The 21966-nt window shown below is 64.2% G+C and carries 19 protein-coding genes; 14 read left to right on the top strand and 5 right to left on the bottom strand.

Going from position 1 to position 21966, the window contains the following annotated elements; all coding sequences use genetic code 11:
• Positions 1–2: 2 nt before the first annotated feature.
• The 8 genes from argH to argF all read left to right on the top strand — a co-directional run bounded on the left by argH (position 3) and on the right by argF (position 7994).
• Positions 3–1523 (top strand): argininosuccinate lyase, encoded by a 1521-nt coding sequence (gene argH, locus DM826_RS11855; RefSeq protein WP_120103630.1) that lies wholly within the window; start codon positions 3–5, stop codon positions 1521–1523.
• Between the two features lie 210 nt (positions 1524–1733).
• A complete protein-coding gene (lysW, locus tag DM826_RS11850; RefSeq protein ID WP_120103629.1) occupies positions 1734–1904 on the top strand; it encodes a lysine biosynthesis protein LysW in 171 nt (56 codons plus the stop codon).
• Positions 1905–1958: 54 nt separating this feature from the next.
• The gene (lysX, locus tag DM826_RS11845; RefSeq protein WP_120103628.1) at positions 1959–2840 is read left to right on the top strand and encodes a lysine biosynthesis protein LysX; all 882 of its coding nucleotides are present in this window, start codon (positions 1959–1961) and stop codon (positions 2838–2840) included.
• Positions 2837–3880 carry an N-acetyl-gamma-glutamyl-phosphate reductase gene (argC, locus tag DM826_RS11840; RefSeq protein ID WP_120103627.1) on the top strand — a complete coding sequence of 348 codons (1044 nt, stop codon included), beginning with the start codon at positions 2837–2839 and terminating at the stop codon, positions 3878–3880. Before lysX ends, argC begins: the two co-directional genes overlap by 4 nt.
• 16 nt (positions 3881–3896) lie before the next feature.
• Positions 3897–4862: an acetylglutamate/acetylaminoadipate kinase gene (locus DM826_RS11835; RefSeq protein ID WP_120103626.1), complete on the top strand. Its 966-nt coding sequence runs from the start codon at positions 3897–3899 to the stop codon at positions 4860–4862.
• On the top strand, positions 4859–5995 hold the full coding sequence (locus DM826_RS11830) for an aspartate aminotransferase family protein (protein WP_120103625.1): 1137 nt from the start codon (positions 4859–4861) through the stop codon (positions 5993–5995). The genes DM826_RS11835 and DM826_RS11830 overlap by 4 nt, the downstream gene beginning before the upstream one ends.
• On the top strand, positions 5995–7104 hold the full coding sequence (locus DM826_RS11825; protein WP_120103624.1) for a [LysW]-lysine hydrolase: 1110 nt from the start codon (positions 5995–5997) through the stop codon (positions 7102–7104). The genes DM826_RS11830 and DM826_RS11825 overlap by 1 nt, the downstream gene beginning before the upstream one ends.
• Complete coding sequence (gene argF / locus DM826_RS11820; protein ID WP_120103623.1) at positions 7101–7994, top strand: ornithine carbamoyltransferase; 894 nt, start codon at positions 7101–7103, stop codon at positions 7992–7994. Before DM826_RS11825 ends, argF begins: the two co-directional genes overlap by 4 nt.
• Before the next feature lie 37 nt (positions 7995–8031).
• On the opposite strand, the gene DM826_RS11815 is transcribed toward argF, so the two are convergent.
• From DM826_RS11815 to DM826_RS11805, 3 genes are all read right to left on the bottom strand, one after another.
• Positions 8032–9636, bottom strand: a complete 1605-nt coding sequence (locus DM826_RS11815) for a hypothetical protein (RefSeq protein ID WP_120103622.1) — start codon at positions 9634–9636, stop codon at positions 8032–8034.
• A gap of 102 nt (positions 9637–9738) precedes the next feature.
• Positions 9739–10185, bottom strand: a complete 447-nt coding sequence (locus DM826_RS11810) for a hypothetical protein (RefSeq protein ID WP_120103621.1) — start codon at positions 10183–10185, stop codon at positions 9739–9741.
• Entirely contained in the window at positions 10182–10718 is a 537-nt protein-coding gene (locus tag DM826_RS11805; protein ID WP_120103620.1) for a helix-turn-helix domain-containing protein, read from the bottom strand. The genes DM826_RS11810 and DM826_RS11805 overlap by 4 nt, the downstream gene beginning before the upstream one ends.
• A 143-nt stretch (positions 10719–10861) precedes the next feature.
• Between DM826_RS11805 and DM826_RS11800 the strand changes: the two genes are divergently transcribed.
• Complete coding sequence (locus DM826_RS11800) at positions 10862–13051, top strand: ATP-dependent DNA helicase (protein ID WP_120103619.1); 2190 nt, start codon at positions 10862–10864, stop codon at positions 13049–13051.
• Positions 13052–13064: 13 nt separating this feature from the next.
• On the opposite strand, the gene DM826_RS11795 is transcribed toward DM826_RS11800, so the two are convergent.
• Entirely contained in the window at positions 13065–13463 is a 399-nt protein-coding gene (locus tag DM826_RS11795) for a winged helix-turn-helix transcriptional regulator (RefSeq protein WP_120103618.1), read from the bottom strand.
• A 137-nt stretch (positions 13464–13600) separates the two neighbouring features.
• Here DM826_RS11795 and DM826_RS11790 point away from each other — a divergent pair, with 137 nt between their 5' ends.
• Both DM826_RS11790 and DM826_RS11785 read left to right on the top strand, forming a co-directional pair.
• Positions 13601–14158 carry a DUF2703 domain-containing protein gene (locus DM826_RS11790; RefSeq protein ID WP_165853310.1) on the top strand — a complete coding sequence of 186 codons (558 nt, stop codon included), beginning with the start codon at positions 13601–13603 and terminating at the stop codon, positions 14156–14158.
• A gap of 200 nt (positions 14159–14358) precedes the next feature.
• Entirely contained in the window at positions 14359–15132 is a 774-nt protein-coding gene (locus DM826_RS11785) for an alpha/beta fold hydrolase (protein WP_120103616.1), read from the top strand.
• 53 nt (positions 15133–15185) lie between these two features.
• On the opposite strand, the gene ligA is transcribed toward DM826_RS11785, so the two are convergent.
• Positions 15186–17297 carry an NAD-dependent DNA ligase LigA gene (gene ligA, locus DM826_RS11780; protein ID WP_120103615.1) on the bottom strand — a complete coding sequence of 704 codons (2112 nt, stop codon included), beginning with the start codon at positions 17295–17297 and terminating at the stop codon, positions 15186–15188.
• Between the two features lie 210 nt (positions 17298–17507).
• Between ligA and DM826_RS11775 the strand changes: the two genes are divergently transcribed.
• From DM826_RS11775 to metX, 3 genes are all read left to right on the top strand, one after another.
• Positions 17508–19205 carry a sensor histidine kinase gene (locus DM826_RS11775; RefSeq protein WP_120103614.1) on the top strand — a complete coding sequence of 566 codons (1698 nt, stop codon included), beginning with the start codon at positions 17508–17510 and terminating at the stop codon, positions 19203–19205.
• Positions 19206–19293: 88 nt separating this feature from the next.
• On the top strand, positions 19294–20574 hold the full coding sequence (locus DM826_RS11770; protein WP_120103613.1) for an O-acetylhomoserine aminocarboxypropyltransferase/cysteine synthase family protein: 1281 nt from the start codon (positions 19294–19296) through the stop codon (positions 20572–20574).
• Between the two features lie 64 nt (positions 20575–20638).
• Positions 20639–21895, top strand: coding sequence for a homoserine O-acetyltransferase MetX (gene metX / locus DM826_RS11765; RefSeq protein ID WP_120103612.1), 1257 nt, complete (start codon positions 20639–20641; stop codon positions 21893–21895).
• The last annotated feature ends 71 nt before the right edge of the window (positions 21896–21966 follow it).

The raw sequence follows: 21966 nt of genomic DNA, 5'->3' as shown, positions 1-21966 counted from the left end.
CCATGGGCGACGACGCGACGGACGGCGCGGCTGATCCGAACGACGCGGACGACGAGACGGTCATCCGCCGTGATCGCTTCAGCGGCGGCCCCGCCCGCGAATTCCTGTCGAGTCTCGCCGGCGACAGTCGGATTTTCGATGCTGATCTCGCGGTCGACCGCGCTCACGTCGTCATGCTCGCCGAACAGGGAATCATCGGCGACGACGTGGCCGGCGAGATTCTGACCGTACTCGATGACGTTGAGACCGCGGGCCACAGCGACCTCCCGGACGGCGAAGACGTCCACGAGGCCATCGAGTCGGCCGTCATCGACCGCGTCGGCCCCGACGGCGGGAAGATGCACACCGCCCGCAGTCGCAACGACGAGGTCGCCGCCTGTATTCGCTATCGCCTCCGCGAGGATTTGCTGGACGCCATCGAGGCGACCCTCGCGCTGCGCGAATCGCTGCTGGAGACCGCCGCCGAGCACACCGAGACGGTGATGCCCGGCTACACCCACCTCCAGCCAGCCCAGCCGATCACGGTCGGTCACTATCTCTCGTCGTATGCGGCCGCCGTCGGCCGCGATACCGCTCGCTTGCTCGATGCCTACGACCGCACGAACGAGTCGCCGCTCGGTGGGGCGGCCTTCGCGGGGACGCCGTTCGATATCGACCGCGAGCGCACCGCCGAGTTGCTCGGCTTCGACCGCGTCGTCGAGAACTCGATGGACGCCGCCTCGGCGCGTGACTTCCTCGCGGAGTCGACCGCCGCGCTGGCGATCCACGCGACCACGCTGTCGGGGCTCGCCGAGGACATCGTCGTTTTCGCCAACAAGGGCTACATCGAGCTGTCGGACGATTACAGTTCGACCTCCTCGATCATGCCCCAGAAGAAGAACCCCGATACGCTGGAACTAACGCGGGCGGTCGCCGGCGACGCGACCGGCGAGCTGACCGGGTTGTTGACGACGCTGAAAGGGCTGCCGCGAGCGTACAACCGCGACCTGCAGCGCGCCCACCCGCACACGTTCCGCACGGTCGATGCCGTCGTCGAGGCGTCGTCGATTGCCGCAGGCGCGGTGGCGACCGCCGACTGGAACGCGGAGTTGCTGGCTGACGAAGCGGGTGCCGGCTTTGCAACGGCGACCGGCATCGCCGACCTGCTGGCGATGGCCGGGTTGCCGTTCCGGACGGCACACGAGGTAGTCGCGCTGGCCGCCGAGAAGGCCGAAAACGCTGCGGACAGCGGCGATAGCGACGACGGCGTGACCGCCGCCGTGCTCGACGCCGCTGCCGAGGAGGTGCTGGGCGAATCGCTGTTCGAGTACGTTGATGAGTCAGCCGTCGAATCGGCCCTCGATCCGGCCGCAAGCGTGGCGAGCCGGGATTCGGTCGGCGGCCCCGCGCCGGGGGCTGTCGAGGCGTCGATCAAAACGGCCGGTGAGAGTGTGGCGACCGACAGCGACGCCCTCGATGCGCGCCGCGAGACGCTGTCGGCGGCCGCCGAGCGGCTCCAGCGGGAGGTCGACCAGTATGTCTGAGGCGATTCGACCCGGGAGTCGCTGTCGGCGGCACAGCCGACGGCGGCGACCCCCATTCGGGGGCACTACACCAACATGAAACCGAATCGATGGTTTCACAGAACCGGGAAAACGCCGCAAATCACGCGAAGTGGCGACGCTGTTTAGTGTAAAATTTTATACAAGTTCGATGTGTTTAAGTATATACGTCGGGAACGCCTGCGTACACCCATGTCAGAAGCAGATTGTCCGGAATGCGGTGCAGGCGTCGACCTGCACGACGACGTTGAAGTCGGAGAGATCCTTGACTGCGGCACCTGTGGTGCCGAGTTGGAAGTTCTCGCGGCCGAGCCGCCGGAACTTGACACAGCCCCGGAACTCGAAGAGGACTGGGGCGAGTAACGTGACCGCGACGCCCGCGGTGCCAGCGGGAGCGACTGATCCAAAGCTAGTATCATGAAAATCGGTATCCTCTACTCGCGGATCAGACAGGACGAGAAGCTGTTGCTCAACGAGCTACGCGACCGCGACCACGAGATCGAGAAAATCGACGTGCGGAAACACCAGTTCGGCCTCGACGGCACGACCGCCGATGTCGACGACCTCGATATCGTCGTCGACCGCTGTCTGTCGACCAGCCGGTCGCTGTACGCGACGCGCTTCATCGATCACTACGGCGTTCCGGTCGTCAACAGCCCCGAAACGGCCGACGTGTGTGCCGACAAGGCGAAAAACAGCCTCGCGCTCGACGCCGCGGGCGTGCCGACACCCGACACGAAGCTCGCCTTCACCGTCGACTCGGCGATGGACGCCATCGAATCGTTCGGCTACCCCTGCGTCCTCAAGCCGGTCGTCGGCTCATGGGGCCGCCTGATGGCGAAGATCGACTCCGAGAGCGCGGCCGAAGCGATCTTGGAGCACAAGAAGGTGCTCGGCCACTACGAGCACAAGGTCTTCTACGTCCAAGAGTTCGTTGACAAACCCGGCCGCGATATCCGCGTGCTGGCGACCGACGGCGAGCCCGTCGCCGCGATGACCAGAAGCTCAGATCACTGGCTGACTAACGCCGCGAAGGGTGGCGACACCGCGGGCTTCGAGCTCGACGACACTGCACTCGATCTCGTCGAGAAAGCCAGCGACGCGGTCGGCGGCGGCCTGCTCGGCGTCGATCTGATGGAAGTCGGCGGCGAGGAAAGCGGCGAATACACCGTCCACGAGATCAACCACACCGTCGAGTTCAAAGCCCTCAACGGCTGTGTCGATGTCGACGTGCCGGGCACCGTCGTCGACTGGCTGGAGACGAAAGCCAACGAGGCAACGCCGGAGGCGACGCAATGAGCGAGACCTACACCGCCAGCGTCATCGGCGGCACCGGGTTCACCGGCGGCGAGTTGCTCCGCTTGCTGGCCGGCCACCCGAACTTCGAGATCGAGCAGGCGACCAGCCGCTCGAAGGCGAACAAGACGGTTGGCTACTCCCACCCGAACCTCCGTGAACTCGACCTCCGCTTCAGTTCGCCTGACGACCTCGAATCAGTCGACGTGTTGTTCGCGGCGACGCCACACGGCGTCTCGATGGAGCAGATCGACGAGTTTGATGAGGTTGCCGACACCATCGTCGACCTCTCGGCGGATTTCCGGCTCAACACGGCCGAACAGTACGAGGAGTGGTACGACGGTCACAGCGCGCCCGAGTATCTGGAGGAGAGCGTCTACGCGCTGCCCGAGTTGACCCGCGACCAGTTGCCGGGCGCGGATCTCATCGCCAGCGGCGGCTGTAACGCCGCCTCGACAATCCTCGGCCTCAAACCCCTCTTTGATGCCGATATTCTCTCGGGCGACGAGCAGATCGTCGCCGACGTGAAAGTCGGCTCCTCAGAGGGCGGCGCAGGCGGCGGCGACGCCTCCAGCCATCCCGAACGCTCCGGCGTCGTCCGCCCGTACGCGCCGACGGGCCACCGCCACGAGGCCGAGATCGAGCAGTTCCTCGGCGTCTCGCTGTCGTTCACCGTCCACGCGGTCGATATGACACGCGGCTCGTCGGCGACCTGCCACGTCTTCCCTGGCGAACCCGTCTCGAAAGGCGACCTCTGGAGTGCCTACCGCGAGAGCTACGAGGACGAACCCTTCGTCCGGCTGGTCGCCGGCGGCGGTGGCGTCTACCGCTACCCCGAACCGAAAGCGGTCACCGGCACCAATATGGCCGAGGTCGGCTTCGAACTCGACCCGGGCAACAAGCGACTCGTCGCCTTCTCGGCAATTGATAACATGATGAAAGGCTCGGCCGGACAGGCGATCCACGGCACGAATATCGCCCTCGGTCTCGACGAAACCGCCGGCCTCGACTTCCAGGGCCTCCACCCGGTCGGCGCGCCATAACACGGAGTGGTTGCTTATGACTAAACACAATTCACCAACACGTACCCGCCGTCGCCAGCATCATTCTGTTGACCGCCCGCAGACGTACGCAGACATACGGCAGCGGCGACTCCGAACCGACGGCGGCCAGCCCCCGGTCGTGGTCAAGATCGGCGGCGCAAAAGCCGTCGATCCCGAAGGTGCGGTCGACGACATTGCTGCCCTCGTCGAGAGCGGCCGCGAGGTCGTCGTCGTTCACGGCGGCTCGACCGCCGTCGACGACACACTCGAACGCATGGGCATCGAGCCGACGTACGTCGAAACACCGGGCGGCGTCACCGGCCGGTTTACCGACGAGGAGACGATGGAGGTCTTCGCGATGGTGATGGCCGGCAAGCTCAACACCGAGTTGACGACGCTGTTCCGCAACGCCGGCGTCGACGCCCTCGGGCTCTCGGGTGTCGATGGCGGGCTGCTGACCGGGCCCCGTAAATCCGCCGTTCGCGTGCTCGAAGACGGCAAGAAGAAGATCAAGCGTGGCGACCACTCGGGGAAGATCACCGACGTGAACAGTGACTTGCTGACCACGCTGCTCGATGACGGTTATACGCCGGTCGTGAGCGTCCCGATGCTCGGCGAGGACGACGACGAGGTGCTGCCCGTTAACGCCGACGCCGACCGCTCGGCGGCTGCCGTCGCCGGCGCGCTCGGTGCCGAACTCGTGGTGCTGACCGATGTTGCGGGGATCTACGCCGACCCCGACGACCCTGAGACGCTCATCGACTCGGCAGCGACACCCGACGAATTGGCGGCGGTGAAAGACGCCGCGGAGGGGTTCATGACGAAGAAAGTGATGGCCGCCACGGAGGCCCTGGAGGGTGGCGCGCCGGCGATCCACGTCGGCGACGCCAACCGCGACGCGCCGGTCAGTAGCGCGCTCGACGGCGCGGGCACGAGGATCGAGGCGAGCGCGCTGGCTGACAACGGAGAGATCACCCAATGAGTGGCTTTGTTTTCTCGGAGAAACCGATCGAGATCGTCGAGGGTGACGGGGCGTTCGTCACCGACAGCAACGGCACCGAGTATCTGGACATGGGCGCGAGCTACGCCTGCGTCCCGCTCGGCCACGGCCACGAGGCCGTCCAGGACGCCATCACCGACCAGCTCTCGCGGGTCACCTACGTGCAGGCGTCCTATCCGGTCGAAATCAGGACGAAGTTGTACAAACTGCTCGCCGAAACCGCACCGAAAACCGTCGACAAGGTGTGGCTCTGTAACTCCGGGACGGAAGCCAACGAGGCGGCGCTAAAGTTCGCCCGCTCGGCGACGGGGAACTCGAAGATCATCTCGACGAAACGCGGGTTCCACGGCCGGACGATGGGCGCACTGGCGACGACGTGGAAAAACAAGTACAAGAAACCGTACGAGCCGCTGATCGGCGATGTCGAGTTCGTCGCCTACGACGACGCTGAGGAGATGGCAGCCGCTATCGACGACGACACCGCCGCGGTGATCGTCGAACCGGTGCAGGGCGAAGGCGGCATCAACCCCGCTCGCAAGGAGTTCCTCCAACGGGTGCGCGTCGAGACCGCGACCAGCGGCGCGGCACTGATCTTTGATGAGGTACAGACCGGGATGGGCCGCACCGGGACGCTCTGGGCTTCCGAGTGGGCCGATGTGGTGCCCGATATGATCACGAGCGCGAAGGGCCTCGGCAACGGGCTCCCGGTCGGCGCGACGCTCTGCCGTGACTGGATCGCCGACAACTACGGCTCGCATGCCTCGACGTTCAGCGGCGGCCCAGTCATCTCCGCGGCAGCACACGCGACCGTCTCGACTATCGTTGACGAGGAGATTCCGCAGCACGCCGCCGACATGGGCGAGTACATGATGAGCGAAATCGAGGCCGCCGCCGAGGAACACGACCTCGGCGTCCGCGACGTACGCGGTAATGGGCTGATGGTTGGCGTCGAGGTGAAGAAGGGCGCGAACCGCGTGCTGCGTGATCTGGCGATGAACCACCAGATCCTTGCGCTGCCGGCGGGCCGAACTGTCGTCCGATTTTTGCCTCCGCTCACCATTGACAAAACACACGTCGACCGCGTCGTCGACGCGCTCACGGAGGCACTTGACTGATGGCCGTCGAATCAACCCACGCCGCAGTGGAGCATCCTGCTATCGACACCGAAGGCCGCCGACTCCTCACCGAGTTGGTGTCGATTCCCTCGGTCTCGGGCGAAGAAACGGAAGCCGCCGAGGCACTGGCGGCCTTCTTCGACCGCCACGACCGTGAGGTGTGGATCGACGACATCGGCAACGTTCGCGCGCCGGGCGACGACAGCGTGCTGCTCACGTCGCACATCGACACCGTCCCTGGTGAAATCCCCGTCGAGATCAAAGACGGCGACGAGGGCCACGAACTCTGGGGTCGCGGCAGCGTCGACGCCACCGGCTCGCTGGCGTCGATGGCGATTGCGGCGGTCGAAACCGGCGCGTCGTTCGTCGGCGTCGTCGGCGAGGAATCGACCTCGCGTGGCGCGTGGTACCTGACTGACCACCGCGAAGCACCCGACCTCATCATCAACGGCGAGCCATCCGGCTGGGATGGGATCACGCTGGGCTACCGTGGCCTGCTGGAAGGCACCTACGTCGCCGCCAGCGAGTCCGGGCATCACTCCCGGCCGGATCTCAACGCGATCCAACACGCCATGAGCTGGTGGGATCGTGTCGAGACGATCTTCGAGCCCGACGAGTGGGTGCCCGTCTTCGAGCAGGTGACGACGAAACCCGTCGACATCGAGGGCGGCGTTTCCGTCGACGGGCTCTCGATGGAGGCGACCATGGAGTTCCAGCTTCGCGTCCCGCCCGAGCGCACGCCCGATGAGGTGCGCGAACTCTCGGATGCCGAACTTGAGGTCGGGACGGTCAACTGGACGGAGTCGATCCCGCCGGTGATGACCAACCCCCGCACGGAGTTAGCCCGCGTCTTCCGCGCGGCGATCCGCGAGGGCGGCGGCGATCCGCGCTTGCTCCGGAAAACCGGCACCAGCGACATGAACGTCTTCGCAACGAAGTGGGACTGCGGCATGGTGAGCTATGGCCCCGGCGACTCCAGTCTCGACCACACGCCGAATGAACACCTCCCGCTCGACGAGTTCGACAACGCAATCGAGGTGCTGATCGACGTGTGCGAACGGCTGGGCGTTAGCGACGAAGGGGAGAAAAATGCGGAGGCAGCACAATGAACGCCGAGAACTTCCTCGACATCGACGACGTCTCGGCCGACGAACTCGACGCGTTGCTCGCGCTGGCAGCCGATCTGAAAGTCGGTGACAACGACACCCGACTGGCCGACCAGACGCTCGGCATGCTCTTCGAGAAACCGAGTACGCGCACGCGAATCTCCTTCGAAACCGGAATGACGCAACTCGGCGGGCATGCGATCTTCATGGGCCCCGACGACATCCAACTCGGCCACGGCGAGCCGCTGAAAGACACTGCCCGCGCGATGGGCCGCTACGTCGATGGGATCATGGCCCGGCTGTTCGATCACGAGGACGCAGAAACGCTGGCCGAATACGCCGACGTGCCCGTCATCAATGGCCTCACCGACGACGCCCACCCGTGTCAGACCCTCGCTGATCTGCTCACGATCCGCGAGCAGTTCGGCGGTCTCGACGATGTTCGGGTCGCGTGGGTCGGCGACGGCAACAACGTCGGCCAATCGTTCGCGGTCGGCTGCGCGCTCGCCGGCGTCGATCTTGCGGTCGCAACGCCACCCGAGTATGCGATGGACGACGCCGTCATCGACCGCGCCGCCGAACTCGGCGAGGCACCCGAAGTGTACACCGACCCCGAAGCGGCCATCGATGGCGCGGACGTGATATACACCGACGTGTGGGTCAGCATGGGCGAGGAGGACAAACGCGAGGAGAAGTTGGCTGCGTTCGACGGCTTCCAACTCAACGAGGAGCTGCTGGCCGACACCGACGCGACGGTGATGCACTGCCTGCCGGCCCACCGCGGCGAGGAGATCACCGACAGCGTCATCGAAAGCGACCGCTCGATTGTCTGGGAGCAGGCCGAAAACCGGCTGCACGCCCAGAAGGCGCTGCTGGTCGAGTTACTCTGCTAACTGGCTACCGCTGCGGCCTGCGTTTTTTGCTTACCAGTTACCGATCAGATTGCTGGCGGCGGCCACCACGGCCGTGTTTCCAGGCCTCCGAGAGGCTCCCCGCTATTAAGAGTCCAGCCATCACGCCCCAGGCGAGTCGGTAGCCATGGAGGTCGAATACGGCAAACAGCAACAACATGCCACCCAGTGGGAGATACGACAGCGGCAGCCGCCGGGCCGGCGAGTCAGAAAGCCGAAGGCCGATATCCGGACCAAAAAACAGCAGCACCAACAACGCGAGGACGAGCAACACGAACGTTCCGCCGGGGAAACGCACAAGCTCCGCGGCGGTGAGCCCACCGCTGCGGACGACGGTAGCGGCGAGGCCCCAGCCGACGTACAGCGAGCCGAACTCGACGACCGTTGCGGTCGGGATCGCATACGTTGCCGACAGCGGTGGCTGCGGCGTTCGTCGCATCGTCCAGTAGACTGCCAGGCCGATCACGGCGGCCGACAGCGGCCAGACAAGCCCGTACAGTGAGAGGATCGCGTCGGCCGCCCCGTAGAACGCAAAGTCGGTCACGTCGCCGATCTGGATGAGGACGATCGCATGCGTGATCACGAGCGCAAACGGCACCAACAGCCACGCTGGCCGCGCAACCGGCTCGTCCGTCGGCTGTTCACCGAGCGTGTCCACGCCGGCTGCCTCATGCCACGCTGTGAGAAACGCCGGCAGTCGTCGGAACACTCGGGCCCAAAACCACAGCGCGTACAGACATGCCGCGGCGATACCGACGATCATTCCAACGACCGCCCACGCGAGCACCGGCTCAGCGACGCTGACTGTGTCGCCGACCAGTAGCCGCCGGGTGTACACCGGCAAACCGACGAGAAGAATCGTTGCCGGCACGCCCATCCCGAGGCTGACGAGCGTGAGCGTCGGCACCCCCTTCTCCGATCGGCGGACGACCGAGATGATCTTCAGTGTGTCGGCGATCTGACCGCGTGGGTTCGGCTGCCAGTTGATTCGGGCAGCCACCGCCACCCCAATCGGCCAGCCGATCGCCAGCAGCTCCGGAAGCGGATACAGGCGTCCACCGACAGCGAGTAACAGCCCGGCGAGGGTGAGCCCGGTGCCGAGGCCGACACCGGCGTAGAGACAGGTCGTCGCTCTCCCCGGATCGTCGCTGCCGGATCCGCCGATCCGTCGCTCCAGTGTAGACACTGCCGAATCGAGGTTGACGCCGCGCCAGTAGACAAGAATCGCCACGTAGGCTGTTGTGATGGCCACCGCGCCGATCGTGATAGCGATCAACACAGCTTGTGGTGTCGATGCCGCTCCACCGATCAGCGTGCCGAACACCGTTGCCGTGCCGACGGCGATGACCGCAGCCAGCAGCCGGAAGCTCAGTCGATTTGTGACGGCTGCAAACTCCGTGGGGATGAGCCGTGGGAGGACAACGGCGGCTGCGAGGCCGAAAAACAGCAGCCTGACGGCGATTGTGACGAGGCTGCCTGCAACTCCAAGCACCGATCCGGCGAGGGTCTCTCTTGCTGCCGGGGCGGCTATTGTCTCGACTGTGAGCAGCAGGATCTCGACGACGGCGAGGCCAGCGACCGCGAGCAGCGGGCTCACCCGCTGTCGTCGAGCGGTGCGTTCCATGCGCTCTCCAAGGGTCGGTGCGTACTAAAACGATTCCCGCGCAGTCGCCGACGGCGGATGGTATCGTCTCACGTCGACACTGGATTACTGTGGCCTCACCGGTTATGAGCTGTCTGCCCAGCGGTCACCGAGTCGTTGCTGAATTGCCGAAAACACTGTTGCGTACACATCAAGCGGGTGTTGTGAGTCTAAGGAAAGATCTCGAACCGCTTCCGCGTCGGGCGGCTGATGAAAATGCAGTCGAGTGTTGTGGCTGTTGGGATGGCGATCCCAGCGGCACTCCCATTGCTTGCCATCGGTCGTCGTTTCGATGTAGTGCAGCGAGAAATCGCCGGTCGTGAACCATCGGATGTCAAGCCGAGCGGTCGCAACTGTCTCGGGAAACGCGTCGGTATCGAGTGTCGCCACCAGGCGGCGCGGCTCCATCGCGCTCGGCTGGAATTCAGTATTGGTGACCAGCGGCGTGGTCGCACACTGGCGTTCGAGCAGTCGCAACGTTTGGCGATCCGGCGCCCCCGTCGAACCGCTTGGCGGCTCCGCTGGCGTCATGCTGGGATCAGGTGCCCATCGTTTTGCGCGAGTTGGCGGGCTAGTTCGTAGAGTCGTAGATCCCGGATCAGCCCTTGCCACTCGCTGACTGCGGCCATGCGCTCGTGGATCGTGTCGTGGTCGTCGTAATCGAAGACGGAGACCTCAGCGGGGTCGGTCGTCCCGAACCGCTCCTCGTACTCGTCGCGCTCGGCTTCCAGCGATTCGACGCGGTCGATGATCTCAGCGACCGATAGATCGCGGCCGATCCGGCTGGCCTCCTGCCATTCGAGGTAGCCGTCGTTGCGGCTATAGCGTGCTGGGCGGCTTTCGCGGTCGGCGTTGACGACGCCCATCTCCGCCAGTCGGGAGAGGTGTTTGGTCGCGGCGTTGGGCGAGCAGTCGGCGATCTCGGCGATCTCGGCTGCAGGTGCCGGTGTCGTGATGCCGAGCACAACGTCGTAGACCCGGCCAAAGGTGTCGGTGTCGTCAAGCCACTGCTGGCGTGGCTCGGTCGTGTCGTCAATGGCTGGAGCCGGATCGAACTCGTCCATGCCTATCGCTACGGAGCGTGTTGCAATATATTTTGTGAGTGGGCAAATATATGAATTGATGCTGCCGAAGAAAGTAGCCGCTCCAGCAAGGTGAAAACACGGTTCGCCCCCATGTTTTAATCAGTTGCCGCCAAAGGGCCGGTGTGACAGCCGCGGACGACGACCTCCGGTTCTTCCCTTACGAGACGCCGTATCCGAACCAGCGCGAGGCTATCGACCGGATCGCCAACTCGCTGGGCCAGGCCCGCGACGTGCTCTTCGAGGGCGCGCCAGGCACCGGGAAGACTCTCTCGGCGCTCGTGCCCGCCCTCGCCTACGCGCGCGACAACGACAAAACGGTCGTTATCACCACCAACGTCCACCAGCAGATGCGGCAGTTCGTTGACGACGCCCGCGCGATCACCCGCACGAAGCCGATCCGGGCGGTCGTCTTCAAGGGCAAAGCCGAGATGTGCCACATCGACGTGGGCTATCAGGAGTGCCAGACGCTCCGGGATACCACCCGCGAACTCGTCGATACCGAAACCGACCACGAGGAACTGGCCGCCAGACAGGAGGAACTCCTCGAAGCGAGCCAAGACGGCGAGGCCGGCGCGGCCGAAGCCCGCAGTGCCGTCATGGACGAACTCGACGACCTGGAGGACGAGCTCGACGAGCTACAGGACGGCAACGTCTGCGACTACTACTACAACAATCTCACCGCCGACACCGACGAGTTCTTCGGCTGGCTCTTTGAGGACGTACGAACGCCCGAAGAGATCTACGAGTACGCCGACCAGCAGAACCTCTGTGGGTACGAACTCTTGAAAGAGGGGATGGAAGACATCGACCTCGTCGTCTGCAACTACCACCACCTGCTGGATCCGATGATCCGCGAGCAGTTCTTCCGCTGGCTCGACTGCGACGCCAGCGACGTGATCACCGTCTTCGACGAGGCCCACAACATCGAGGGCGCGGCCCGCGATCACGCGACCAAAACACTCACCGAGAACACGCTCGATTCCGCGCTCGAAGAACTCGCCGGCGTCGAAGACTCCCGCGCCGAGCCCGCGCGCAACGTCATCGAGGCGTTCCGCGACGCGCTCATCGTCACCTACGAGGACGAACTCAGCGAGTACGAACGCGACAACGTCGACGAGCACTGGGAGGACGTGTCGGTCGCCAACCCCGACGCCCGCGACGAGATCACCCTCGCATTCCTGCGGCTCTACGAGGGCCGTGGCATCGACACCGAAACCGAACTCGCGGTACAGCTGGGCCGCACGCTCGACGAGGAGTACGAACGCGCCTACAAGGAGGGCGAGGCGACGAGCCGCGCGGAGTGTCAGACCCTCCAGGCCGCCCAGTTCATCAGCACCTGGATGTCGGAGGGCGGCGAACTCGGCCAACACCCGATGGCCGGCGTCCGGCGAAACGACCAGACCGACGAGGTCTATGGCCGCGCCGAGCTCTACACCTGCATTCCGCGAGAGGTCACCCGCGATCTCTTCGACGACGTGTACGCTAGTGTGTTGATGAGCGCGACGCTGCGGCCCTTCGAGGTGACCGAAGACGTACTCGGCCTGGATTCGCCGGCGACGATGGCCTACGGGCTGGCCTATCCCGAGGAAAACCGCCGGACGTACGCCGCGGAAGTGCCCGCCCTCTTCTCCAGCGAGCGCGACGACCCCGAGACACAGGAGACGATCACGAACCTCCTCCGGGACGTGATCCGGTTTACGCCCGGTAACACCCTCCTCTTCTTCCCCTCGTATTCGGAGGCCGAACGCTACCACGGCCGGCTCAGCGTCGAGAACCGCGCCGACGAGCCGCTCGGCACGCTCATCCTCGACGAATCGGGAAAATCGACCGAAGACCTCCGCCAGCGGTTCGTCGCCAGCGACGACGCGGCGCTGTTCACGTCGCTGTGGGGTACCCTCGCGGAGGGCGTGAGTTTCGACGGCGACCAGGCCCGCACGGTCGCCGTCATCGGCGTCCCGTACCCGCAACTCTCCGAGCGGATGGAGGCCGTCCAGGACGCCTACGAGCGCGCCTACAAGGGCAAACACCAGAAACGCGACGCCGGCTGGGCCTACGCCGTCGAGATTCCGACGATCCGCAAGACCCGGCAGGCCCTCGGCCGCGTGATCCGCTCGCCGGAGGATTTCGGCGTCCGGATTCTTGCCGACAAACGCTACACCAACGCTGACATGGGGAAATACAGTGTCCGTCGGAGCTTCCCGGTCGAGGAACGCGAGGAGTTGGTCGACATCACCCCCGAGAAACTGAAGTTTGCGATGCTGAACTTCTACACCGATCACGACGCCTACGACGGCGCGCCGCCGGAGCCGTGAACGGCGGTGAGTCTCAACACTGATTCGCTGCCGTAACGCAGCCGTCGGCAAGTGCTTCCGACCGGCAGTCAGTCGTCTCGGCCGAGCAGTCTCGCGTCGGCTGCTCGTTGATTTCGACAAGCGACTCCAGTTCCTGGAGCCGCGTAGCGATTTCAGTGCCCGTTCGGGTGAGCGAATAGATCGTGGTCGGCGGTGTCGTCGCTTCGACCGTTCGCTCAACGAGGCCATGGCAGCGAAGCTCTTTGAGCCGCTGGGAGAGGATCGGCGCGGTCAGACCATTCAGACTGTCCCGAATGGCGTTGAACCCGTGGGGCTCCTCGGAGAGGACGCGAAGGATGTGAAACGTCCACTTCGGCCCCAGGATATCGTGCAAGCCGTGCCACGTGGCTTGCCATTCGTCGTGCTCACTCATACACCACGCGTAGCCGCTGTAGCGATATATACGTTCGTCGTCCCCGTGCGGCCGGGCGGGCGGTTTCGGTACGGAAACCCGGTTCGTGTTTACTAACTGAACAGTATATGCGCCGGGCGGTCGTAGTGGCCACTACAATGCAAACCTTCCCAGACAGCACGGCTGTTTCAGTTGTCGAAACGCCGGCAACGGAGTATACACAGCGGACAGTCACCGTCGATTTCCTCTACCTCGACAACGAGGCCTGCGAGCGATGTGTTGGAACCGAACAGGCACTCGAAACAGCACTCACACGGATTGAACCGATCCTCGAACCACTGGCTGTCAGCGTTGTTGTGCGCGATATCCATGTCGATACGCTGGCGGCAGCGAAAGCGACGCAGTTGGCCGTATCGCCGACGATCCGTATCAACGGGCGCGATATTCAACCGGACTACCGCGAAAACAACTGCGAATCGTGTGGCGAACTCTGTGCGTGTCCGGGCGAAATCGACTGTCGGCTCTGGCACTACCGAGGTGACGAGTATACGACTCCGCCGGTCGAGTTCCTTGTTGCAGCACTAGTGCGGGCTGCGGTTCCTGAGCAGTCGCCATCGGACACCACCCGCAAGAAAGCTTTTGAAGGGGTCCCAGCGAATATTGCGTCGTTTTTCGACGACGCGGACGCCAGCGAAGCGAGCGGGTGTGACTGTTGAGGCGACCTGTTTTACCGAGCCGACGACGGACTCGTTCAGTACGCCGACCACGAGACCGACGATGGCGCGCCGCCGGAGCCGTGAGAAACGAGAGCACTACAGAGTACGGCTGTAACACGAGGTGTGCACACTACTCAATCAGCGTAGCGAGGCACTGTAGCAAAATATTAAAAAATTGCTCTCGGGAATGCTGAAGAGCGATGCCCTCCGAATCGACAGTCCATACTGTTCAGTCGGCCGATGAGACGACCATAGCATACGAACACGAAGGGGATGGCCAGCCGCTGATCCTGCTTCATGGTAGCTCCGGTACCCGGCGAGCGTGGGACACGCTCAGACCGTATCTCGCAGACAGCTTTAGCCTGTACGTCCCGGATCGGAGAGGACGAGGCGACAGCAGTGATGGTGAGGAGTACAGCCTTGCCCGCGAGGCAGCTGATCTCCGAGCCCTCGTTGAAGCCGTTAACGGAACACCAACAGTGTTCGGACACTCCTTCGGCGGACTCGTTGCGCTCACAGCAGCAGCGGAAATCACCATTGACCATCTCGTGCTGTACGAACCACCCGTGCTGGTGGGCGAACACAGTGATGACAATTTAGCTGCCCGAATGGAAGCACGACTTGAGGCCGGACAGCGGCAGGATGCAATGCGACTGTTCATCGAAGAGAACGGATCGGTTTCTGATGTTGCTCGGTTGCCGTGGTGGCCCGAAGAGGCAAATCTCCACCTCACCGAGACAGTGATTCGGGAGAGCTACGAAGTCGAAGCGTTTGATCTATCAGATGTGCCAGACCTTGCTGTTCCGACAACACTTCTGACTGGTGAGCAGAGCCCTGATCACCTCCGGGCAGGAATCACTAGGCTGAACAATCACCTCACCAAGAGCCGGCTGATCGAAATGGAGGACGTAGGGCATGTCGTCACGGAATCAACCCCGGACAAACTCGCTTCAATTATAAAATCCAACATATAAAACATATTTTATAATTCGGGAAACCTACGACTGCGCGATGGACTGCCAGCGACTTACTCGCTCGGCGGCCAGTCAATGCCATAGTCGGCCAGCAGTTCGGCGAAATCGCGCTCGGTGAGGATCGGCACGTCGTTGTCGTCGGCGTCGTCCTGTTTTCGCTGGCCAGCGTTGTCACCGGCGACGAGGTAGTCGGTGTTGCCGGAGACGCTGCCGGTCGCGTTCGCGCCGTGGGCTTCGACCAGCGACTGGCCGTCGTCCCGTGAGACCGCGAGCGAACCGGTGAACACGAAGGTGAGCCCGTCGAGTTCGTCGCCGGCGTCGGCTCCTTCGACTGGCTGGGGATCGACACCCGCATCGAGCAGCGCGTCGATGGCGTCGCGGTTCTCGGGGTTGTCGAAGAAGTCCCGAATCGTCTCGGCGACGATTGGCCCCACGTCGTCGACGGCTTCGAGGGCGTCGGTGTCGGCGTCGATCAGAGCATCGAGATCACCGAACTCCCAGGCCAGCGCGGTCGCGGTCGCGCCGCCGACCTCCGGAATAGAGAGGGCCGTGAGGAACGCATCGAGCGGCGGCTCACTGGCGGCGTCGATCTCTTCGAGGAGGTTCTGCGCACTCTTTTCGCCCCACCCTTCCAGTGCAGCCAGGTTCTCGCGGTCGAGGCGGTAGAGGTCGTCCAGCGAGTCGAGCAGGTCGGCCGCCCGGAGTTGCGCGATACGCTCGGGGCCGAGGCCCTCGATATCGAGGCCGCCGCGGCTGACGTAGTGTTCGATGGCGCGCTCCCGTTGGGCCGAACAGCCAAGCCCGCCGGTACAGAACGCCAGCGGGCCGTCGCGGTCAACGGGGCTATCGCAGACCGGGCAGGTCTCGGGGAACGCGAAGGTGCTGCCCGTCTCGTCATCGACGACTTCGTCGATGTAGGGGATCACATCGCCAGCTCGCAGGACGCGCACCCGGTCGCCCACGTCGACGCCGAGCGATTCGATCTCGCCGGGGTTGTGCAGCGTCGCTCGGGAGACGGTGACGCCGCCGACCTGTACGGGATCGAGCAGCGCGACCGGCGTGAGCCGACCGGTGCGGCCGACCTGCACGACGATATCGGTGATTGTCGTCACTTCGGTGCGGGCGGGGAACTTGTAGGCGAACGCCGACCGCGTCTCGCGGGCCGTGTTGCCGAGGGCGTCGGCCGCGGCGGTGTCGTCGACTTTGATGACGACGCCGTCGATCTCGTAGTTCAGGCTCTCGCGGTCGTCGAGTAGTGAATCACGGTACGCGATTGCGCCTTCGATGTCGTCGACGCGGTCGGCAAGTTCGTCGACGTGGAACCCCCACGCCTCGATGGCGTCGCGTTCGGCCCATTGGGTGTCGGGGTGGTCGTCTGGCTCGTCGCCAGCCTCGTAGGCCATAATGTCGTAGACGAAGCAGTCCAGCGGCCGGTCGGCGACGACCGACGGATCGAGTTGACGGATCGTCCCCGCGGTCGCGTTGCGAGGGTTGGCGAACGGCTCTTTTCCGTCTTCGACGCGCTGGCGGTTGTGCTCCCGAAAGCCGTCTTTCGGCATGAAGACCTCGCCGCGAACCGCCAGCAGGTCGGGTGCGTCGCCGCGGAGTCGCTGGGGAATCGCCCGGATGCGGCGGGCCTGTGCGGTCACGTCGTCGCCTTCCGCGCCGTCGCCGCGGGTGGCCGCGCGAGTGAGACGGCCGTCCTCGTAGACGAGTTCGATGGAGATGCCGTCGAATTTGGGTTCACAGACATAGCCGATGTCGTCGGGGTCGAAGCCCGAATCACGGAGTAGGCGGGCGGTTCGCTTATCGAATTCGCGGACATCTTCGGCGTCGCCGCTCTGAGCGATAGACAACATCGGCGCGGTGTGTTCGACCGTGTCGAGGTCGTCAACGGGCTCGCCGCCGACACGGTTGGTCGGGCTGTCGGGATCGTCGAGATCGAATTCGGCTTCGAGCGTCTGGAGGCGGTCAAACAGTTGATCATAGACGCGGTCGGCGATCAGCGGATCGCTGTCGACGTAGTACAGATAGTTGTGGTCGCGGATCGCAGCTCTGAGCTGCTCGACCTGCTGTTCGGCTTCGTCGGGTGTGAGGTCGTCGACAGGGCTGAATTCGGTTGGTGGATCACGGAGATAGGGGTTGTCGCTGTCGGCGTAGCTCATTGCCAGCAGGTAACAGCCCGTGTGTGAAAAGTCAATTCGATCCACGTGGGACGGAACGCTGATTCAGCCAGCGATGGCCACGAGACGGCATACGAGGCAGAGTGTCATAACTTCGTATGAAGGCTCAAAACCGCAGAATTTCCCGGTACTGGAATCACTAGCCTATTTATGACACGCGAGTAGTAGAATTGATAGTGAGCGATCTCCGCAATGGCCGATGACGTCGTCCTGAGCCTTGTCGTCATTGGACTCGTCTTCCTTGCGACGATTGTCAGTGGGCTGCTTGCCGTCTACTCATTCGGCCGGATTGACCACCCATTGTCGGAATCCTACGGCGTATTGATGGCTGTGGATAGCTTTTGGGCTGCCGGCTACTTTTTGATGCTTGTCGCGGGGGGCACACTGTTCGCGGAGGTCGGGCTGTTTATTAAGGCCCTGTCCTCGGCGTTGGCCGCCTTCGCGTGGCTCCGGTTTGTCAGCGAGTACACCGGCGACAGCGAGTGGCTTCCAGGGTGGCTCTGGTGGGTCGGGGCGGTCGAATCCGTTGTGTGGTCGATTCTTGTCGTGAGCAACCCTGGCGGCCTCATGCTGGCGGGCGTCGATGTCGGTCAGTTTGGTGTGGTTACGGCCGCCATCGAGGTTGCTGGGCTTGGTGCCTTCCTCCAACTGCTGATCGGGGCGGCGTTGGTCGGCCTCTCGCTGTTTTTGCTGGGCCGGTTTTTTGTTCAGACACAGGGCATCTATCGGTATCAGGCGTTGATCATCTTCGTGATCGGCGCGATCGTCCTCGTTTCGACAACGCTGTTTATCGGCGATTACCGCCCGCATCCGCTGGTTGACCCGACGCCACTCCTGTTTAATCTCCAAGCACTTGGTGTCGGGTGGGCACTCTACCGGTATGATTTCCTGCGTGTCGCCCCGGTGATTGTCACCCGATTTTTCCGGGAGATGGGCGATCCGGTTTTGCTGATCAACGGCGAGCGTGTCGTCGCCGATTTCAACGCGGCTGCCGACGACTTAGTCGATGGCCTTCGCACGCAGGTCTCAATCGACGCGCTTGCTGACTCCGCATTCAGCGAGACGCTCACGGCCGCTGTTGCCGACCCTGACGCCCCCGGCGAGTTCACGACGGCATCGGCTGCAACCGGCTCGCAACGAACGTATGATATCGAGGTAACCGAGGCCACCGACCAGTTCGATATCACCCGTGGCTATGTTGTCGTCCTCCGCGATATCACCGACCGCAAACAGCGGGAGCGACAGCTTGAGGAGCAAAACGACCGTCTCGAAGAGTTCGCCGATGTCGTCTCGCATGATCTCCGCAATCCGCTGTCAACAGCTGAGGGGTGGACAGCCGCTGTCGGCGACGCCCTCGATGGCGAGGAGCCGGATATCGAAACCGCCCAGATGGGGCTTGAGCACATCGCACACTCCCACGACCGGATGGACGAACTGATCGAGGTGTTGTTGACGATGGCCCGGCAAGGCCAGACGGTTGCCGATCCCGAACCCGTCTCCATCGAGGACTGTGCGACCGACGCGTGGGTGACCGCTGATACTGGTGGGATGGAACTCGCTGTCGAGGGCGACCGAACTGTCGCCGCAGACCCAGCCCGCCTCCGGCAGGCCTTCGAGAACCTCTTTCGGAACGCCAACGATCACGGCGCGGCATCGACGGTGACGGTCACACCAACGCCCGACGGCTTTGCTGTTGAAGACGACGGAGCCGGCATCGACCCCGACGACCACGAGGAGCTCTTCGAGTTCGGCTACAGCACCGACGAGGACGGAACCGGGATCGGCCTTGCGGTGGTCAAACGGATCATCGAGGCCCACGGCTGGCAGATCAGAGTCGACGAGCGCGACGATGGCGGGACATGCTTCGAGATTACCGGCGTTTCGACCTAAGCTATCGTTCAGTGACACCACACCGCATACCAGCCGCTTTTGCCGTAACTCTCACGCATAAACACGTAGAGATATATGCACACTATACATGACCACGGGCTTCAACACGCGGAGTCTGCACGCCGGGACGGAGCCTGATCCTGACACCGGCGCGCGGGCGACGCCGATCTATCAGACCTCCTCCTACGTGTTCGATGATGCCGACACCGCTGCGGATCTGTACGCCCTCCGCGAGGAAGGCGACGTGTACTCGCGGGTCTCAAATCCAACCGTTCGCCAGCTCGAAGCCCGCTTGGCGGATCTGGAGGGTGGCGTCGGCGCGGTCGCCACCGCCTCGGGGATGGCATCGCTGGACTCGCTGACAACGGTGCTGGCCCAGAGCGGCGACAACGTCGTCGCCAGCCGCGACATGTACGGCGGCACCGGCAGCTACCTCTCGACGCTCGCGCCGCGCCGCGGGATCGAGGCCCGCACAGTGCCGACGCTTGAGTATGACGCCTACGCCGACGCGATCGACGACGACACCGCCTACGTCCACGTCGAGACCATCGCCAACCCCTCGCTGGTCACCCCGGATTTCGAACGACTCGCCGACATCGCCCACGACCACGCCGTCCCGCTGGTCGTCGACAACACCTTCGGGACGCCCGCGCTCTGCCGCCCGCTGGAACACGGCGCGGACATCGTCTGGGAGTCGACAACCAAATGGATTCACGGGTCGGGGACGACCGTCGGTGGCGTCCTCGTCGACGGCGGGACGTTCCCGTGGGATCATCCCGACGCGGACTACCCCGAGCTGTCGGGCGAAAACCCCGGCTTCGGCTTCGATTTCAGCGACCGGTTCGGCGACCGCGCGTTCACGCTGGCGGCCCGCCATCGTGCGGTTCGGGCAATCGGCAATCAGCAGTCACCCTTCGACGCCTGGCAGACGATGCAGGGGATCGAAACCCTACCGCTGCGGATGGATCGCCACTGCGAGAACGCCCACGAGGTAGCGGCGTTCCTCCGGGACGACCCCCGCGTCGCGTGGGTGACGTATCCCGGCTTCGATGACCACGCGACCCACGACAATGCCAGCGAATACTTGGCGGGGTACGGCGGCATGGTCACCTTCGGCGTCGAGGGGGGCTTCGAAGCGGCGAAGGCGTTCTGTGAGGCCGTCGAGTTGACGAGCTTTCTGGCTAATATCGGCGACGCGAAAACGCTGGTCATTCACCCGGCGTCGACGACGCACGCCCAGTTGAGCGAGGACGAACAGCGCGCGGCTGGTGTCGCCCCCGATATGCTCCGGCTGTCGGTCGGCATCGAGAACAGCGAAGACATCTTCGCCGACCTCGACACCGGCTTGGAGGTGGCCGCCGACCAATGAGCCGACACGTTCGAACGCCGAGTCGAACAGACTATGCGCGACGGCGACACAGGAGGGACAACCAATGAGTGCGACCGAAGTCGACCGCGGGGTCGTCGAACTCGGCGAGTTCCGCTTCGAGTGCGGCGAGTCGATCCCCAACTTAGAGATCGCCTACGAAGCCTACGGCGAGTTCACCGGCGACAACGCCGTTCTCGTCTGCCACGCCCTGACCGGCAGCCAGAACGTCGCCAGCTACAACACCCCCGGCACCGCGGGCCAGGCCCGCGCGTGGTGGGGCGACATCGTCGGCCCCGGGAAGGCTATCGACACCACCGACTACTACGTCGTCTGCGCCAACGTCCCCGGCTCCTGTTACGGCTCCTCGGGGCCATCGTCGACGAATCCCGAGACGGGCGAGCCCTACGGCACCGACTTCCCACCCGTCACCATCAGCGACTGGACGCGCGCGCAGCGTCGCCTGCTCGACCATCTCGGCGTCGGTCGCCTCCGACTCATCATCGGCGGCAGCGTCGGCGGGATGAACGTCCTGGAGTGGGCCAAACAGTTCCCCGACGACGCGGAGTTGATCGCGCCGGTCGCGGCGGCGGCCACACTCGATCCGCAGTGTCTCGCCATCGACGCCGTCGCCCGGCGGGCGATCCGCAGCGACCCCAACTGGAACGGCGGCGACTACTACGGCGGCGACGACGCGGACGCCAGCCCGCCACAGCAGGGCCTCGCTATCGCCCGCCAACTCGGCCACATCATGTATCTCTCGAAGGCCTCGATGGAGCGCAAGTTCGGCCGCCGCTCGGCGGGCCGGGACAGCGGTATCGAGGGCAGCGACGCCCTGTTCCCGCCCGATAAGGCCGCGGCGTTCTTCCCCTACCGGGAAGTCGAGTCGTATCTCGACTACAACGCCGAAAAATTCACCGAGCGATACGACGCCAACAGCTACCTCTACCTCACGCGGGCGATGGACGACTACGACCTCGCGGAGGGCCACGGAACCATCGAGCGGGCGATCTCCGCGTTCGAGGGCGAGGCCCTGCTGCTGTCGTTCACGTCGGACTGGCATTTCACCGTCGCCCAGTCAGAGACGCTGGCGGAGGCGTTCCGCGCGGCCGACGTGCCCGTCGCCCACCACGTCGTCGACTCCGACCACGGCCACGACGCCTTCCTCGTCGAGCCCGAGAACGTCGGCCCGCCGGTGCGGGACTTCCTCACCAACGGACTCGACGGCCGGGCGATCACTGATACGGCGGCTGACGACGAGGAACCCATCGAGGACGGCGACGAGGATTTCGCGCCGGTTCACAGCAGTCTGTTTTCGGGCTGAGACGGAGTTGCGAACGGACGCTGTCGGAGATACCGGCAGTTGCGCGGATAGCAGGCAGTTTTAGGTGCCCA

The organism is Halonotius aquaticus (assembly GCF_003605575.1).
GTDB classification, from domain to species: domain Archaea; phylum Halobacteriota; class Halobacteria; order Halobacteriales; family Haloferacaceae; genus Halonotius; species Halonotius aquaticus.
This window is presented reverse-complemented; position numbering and strand designations above follow the sequence as displayed.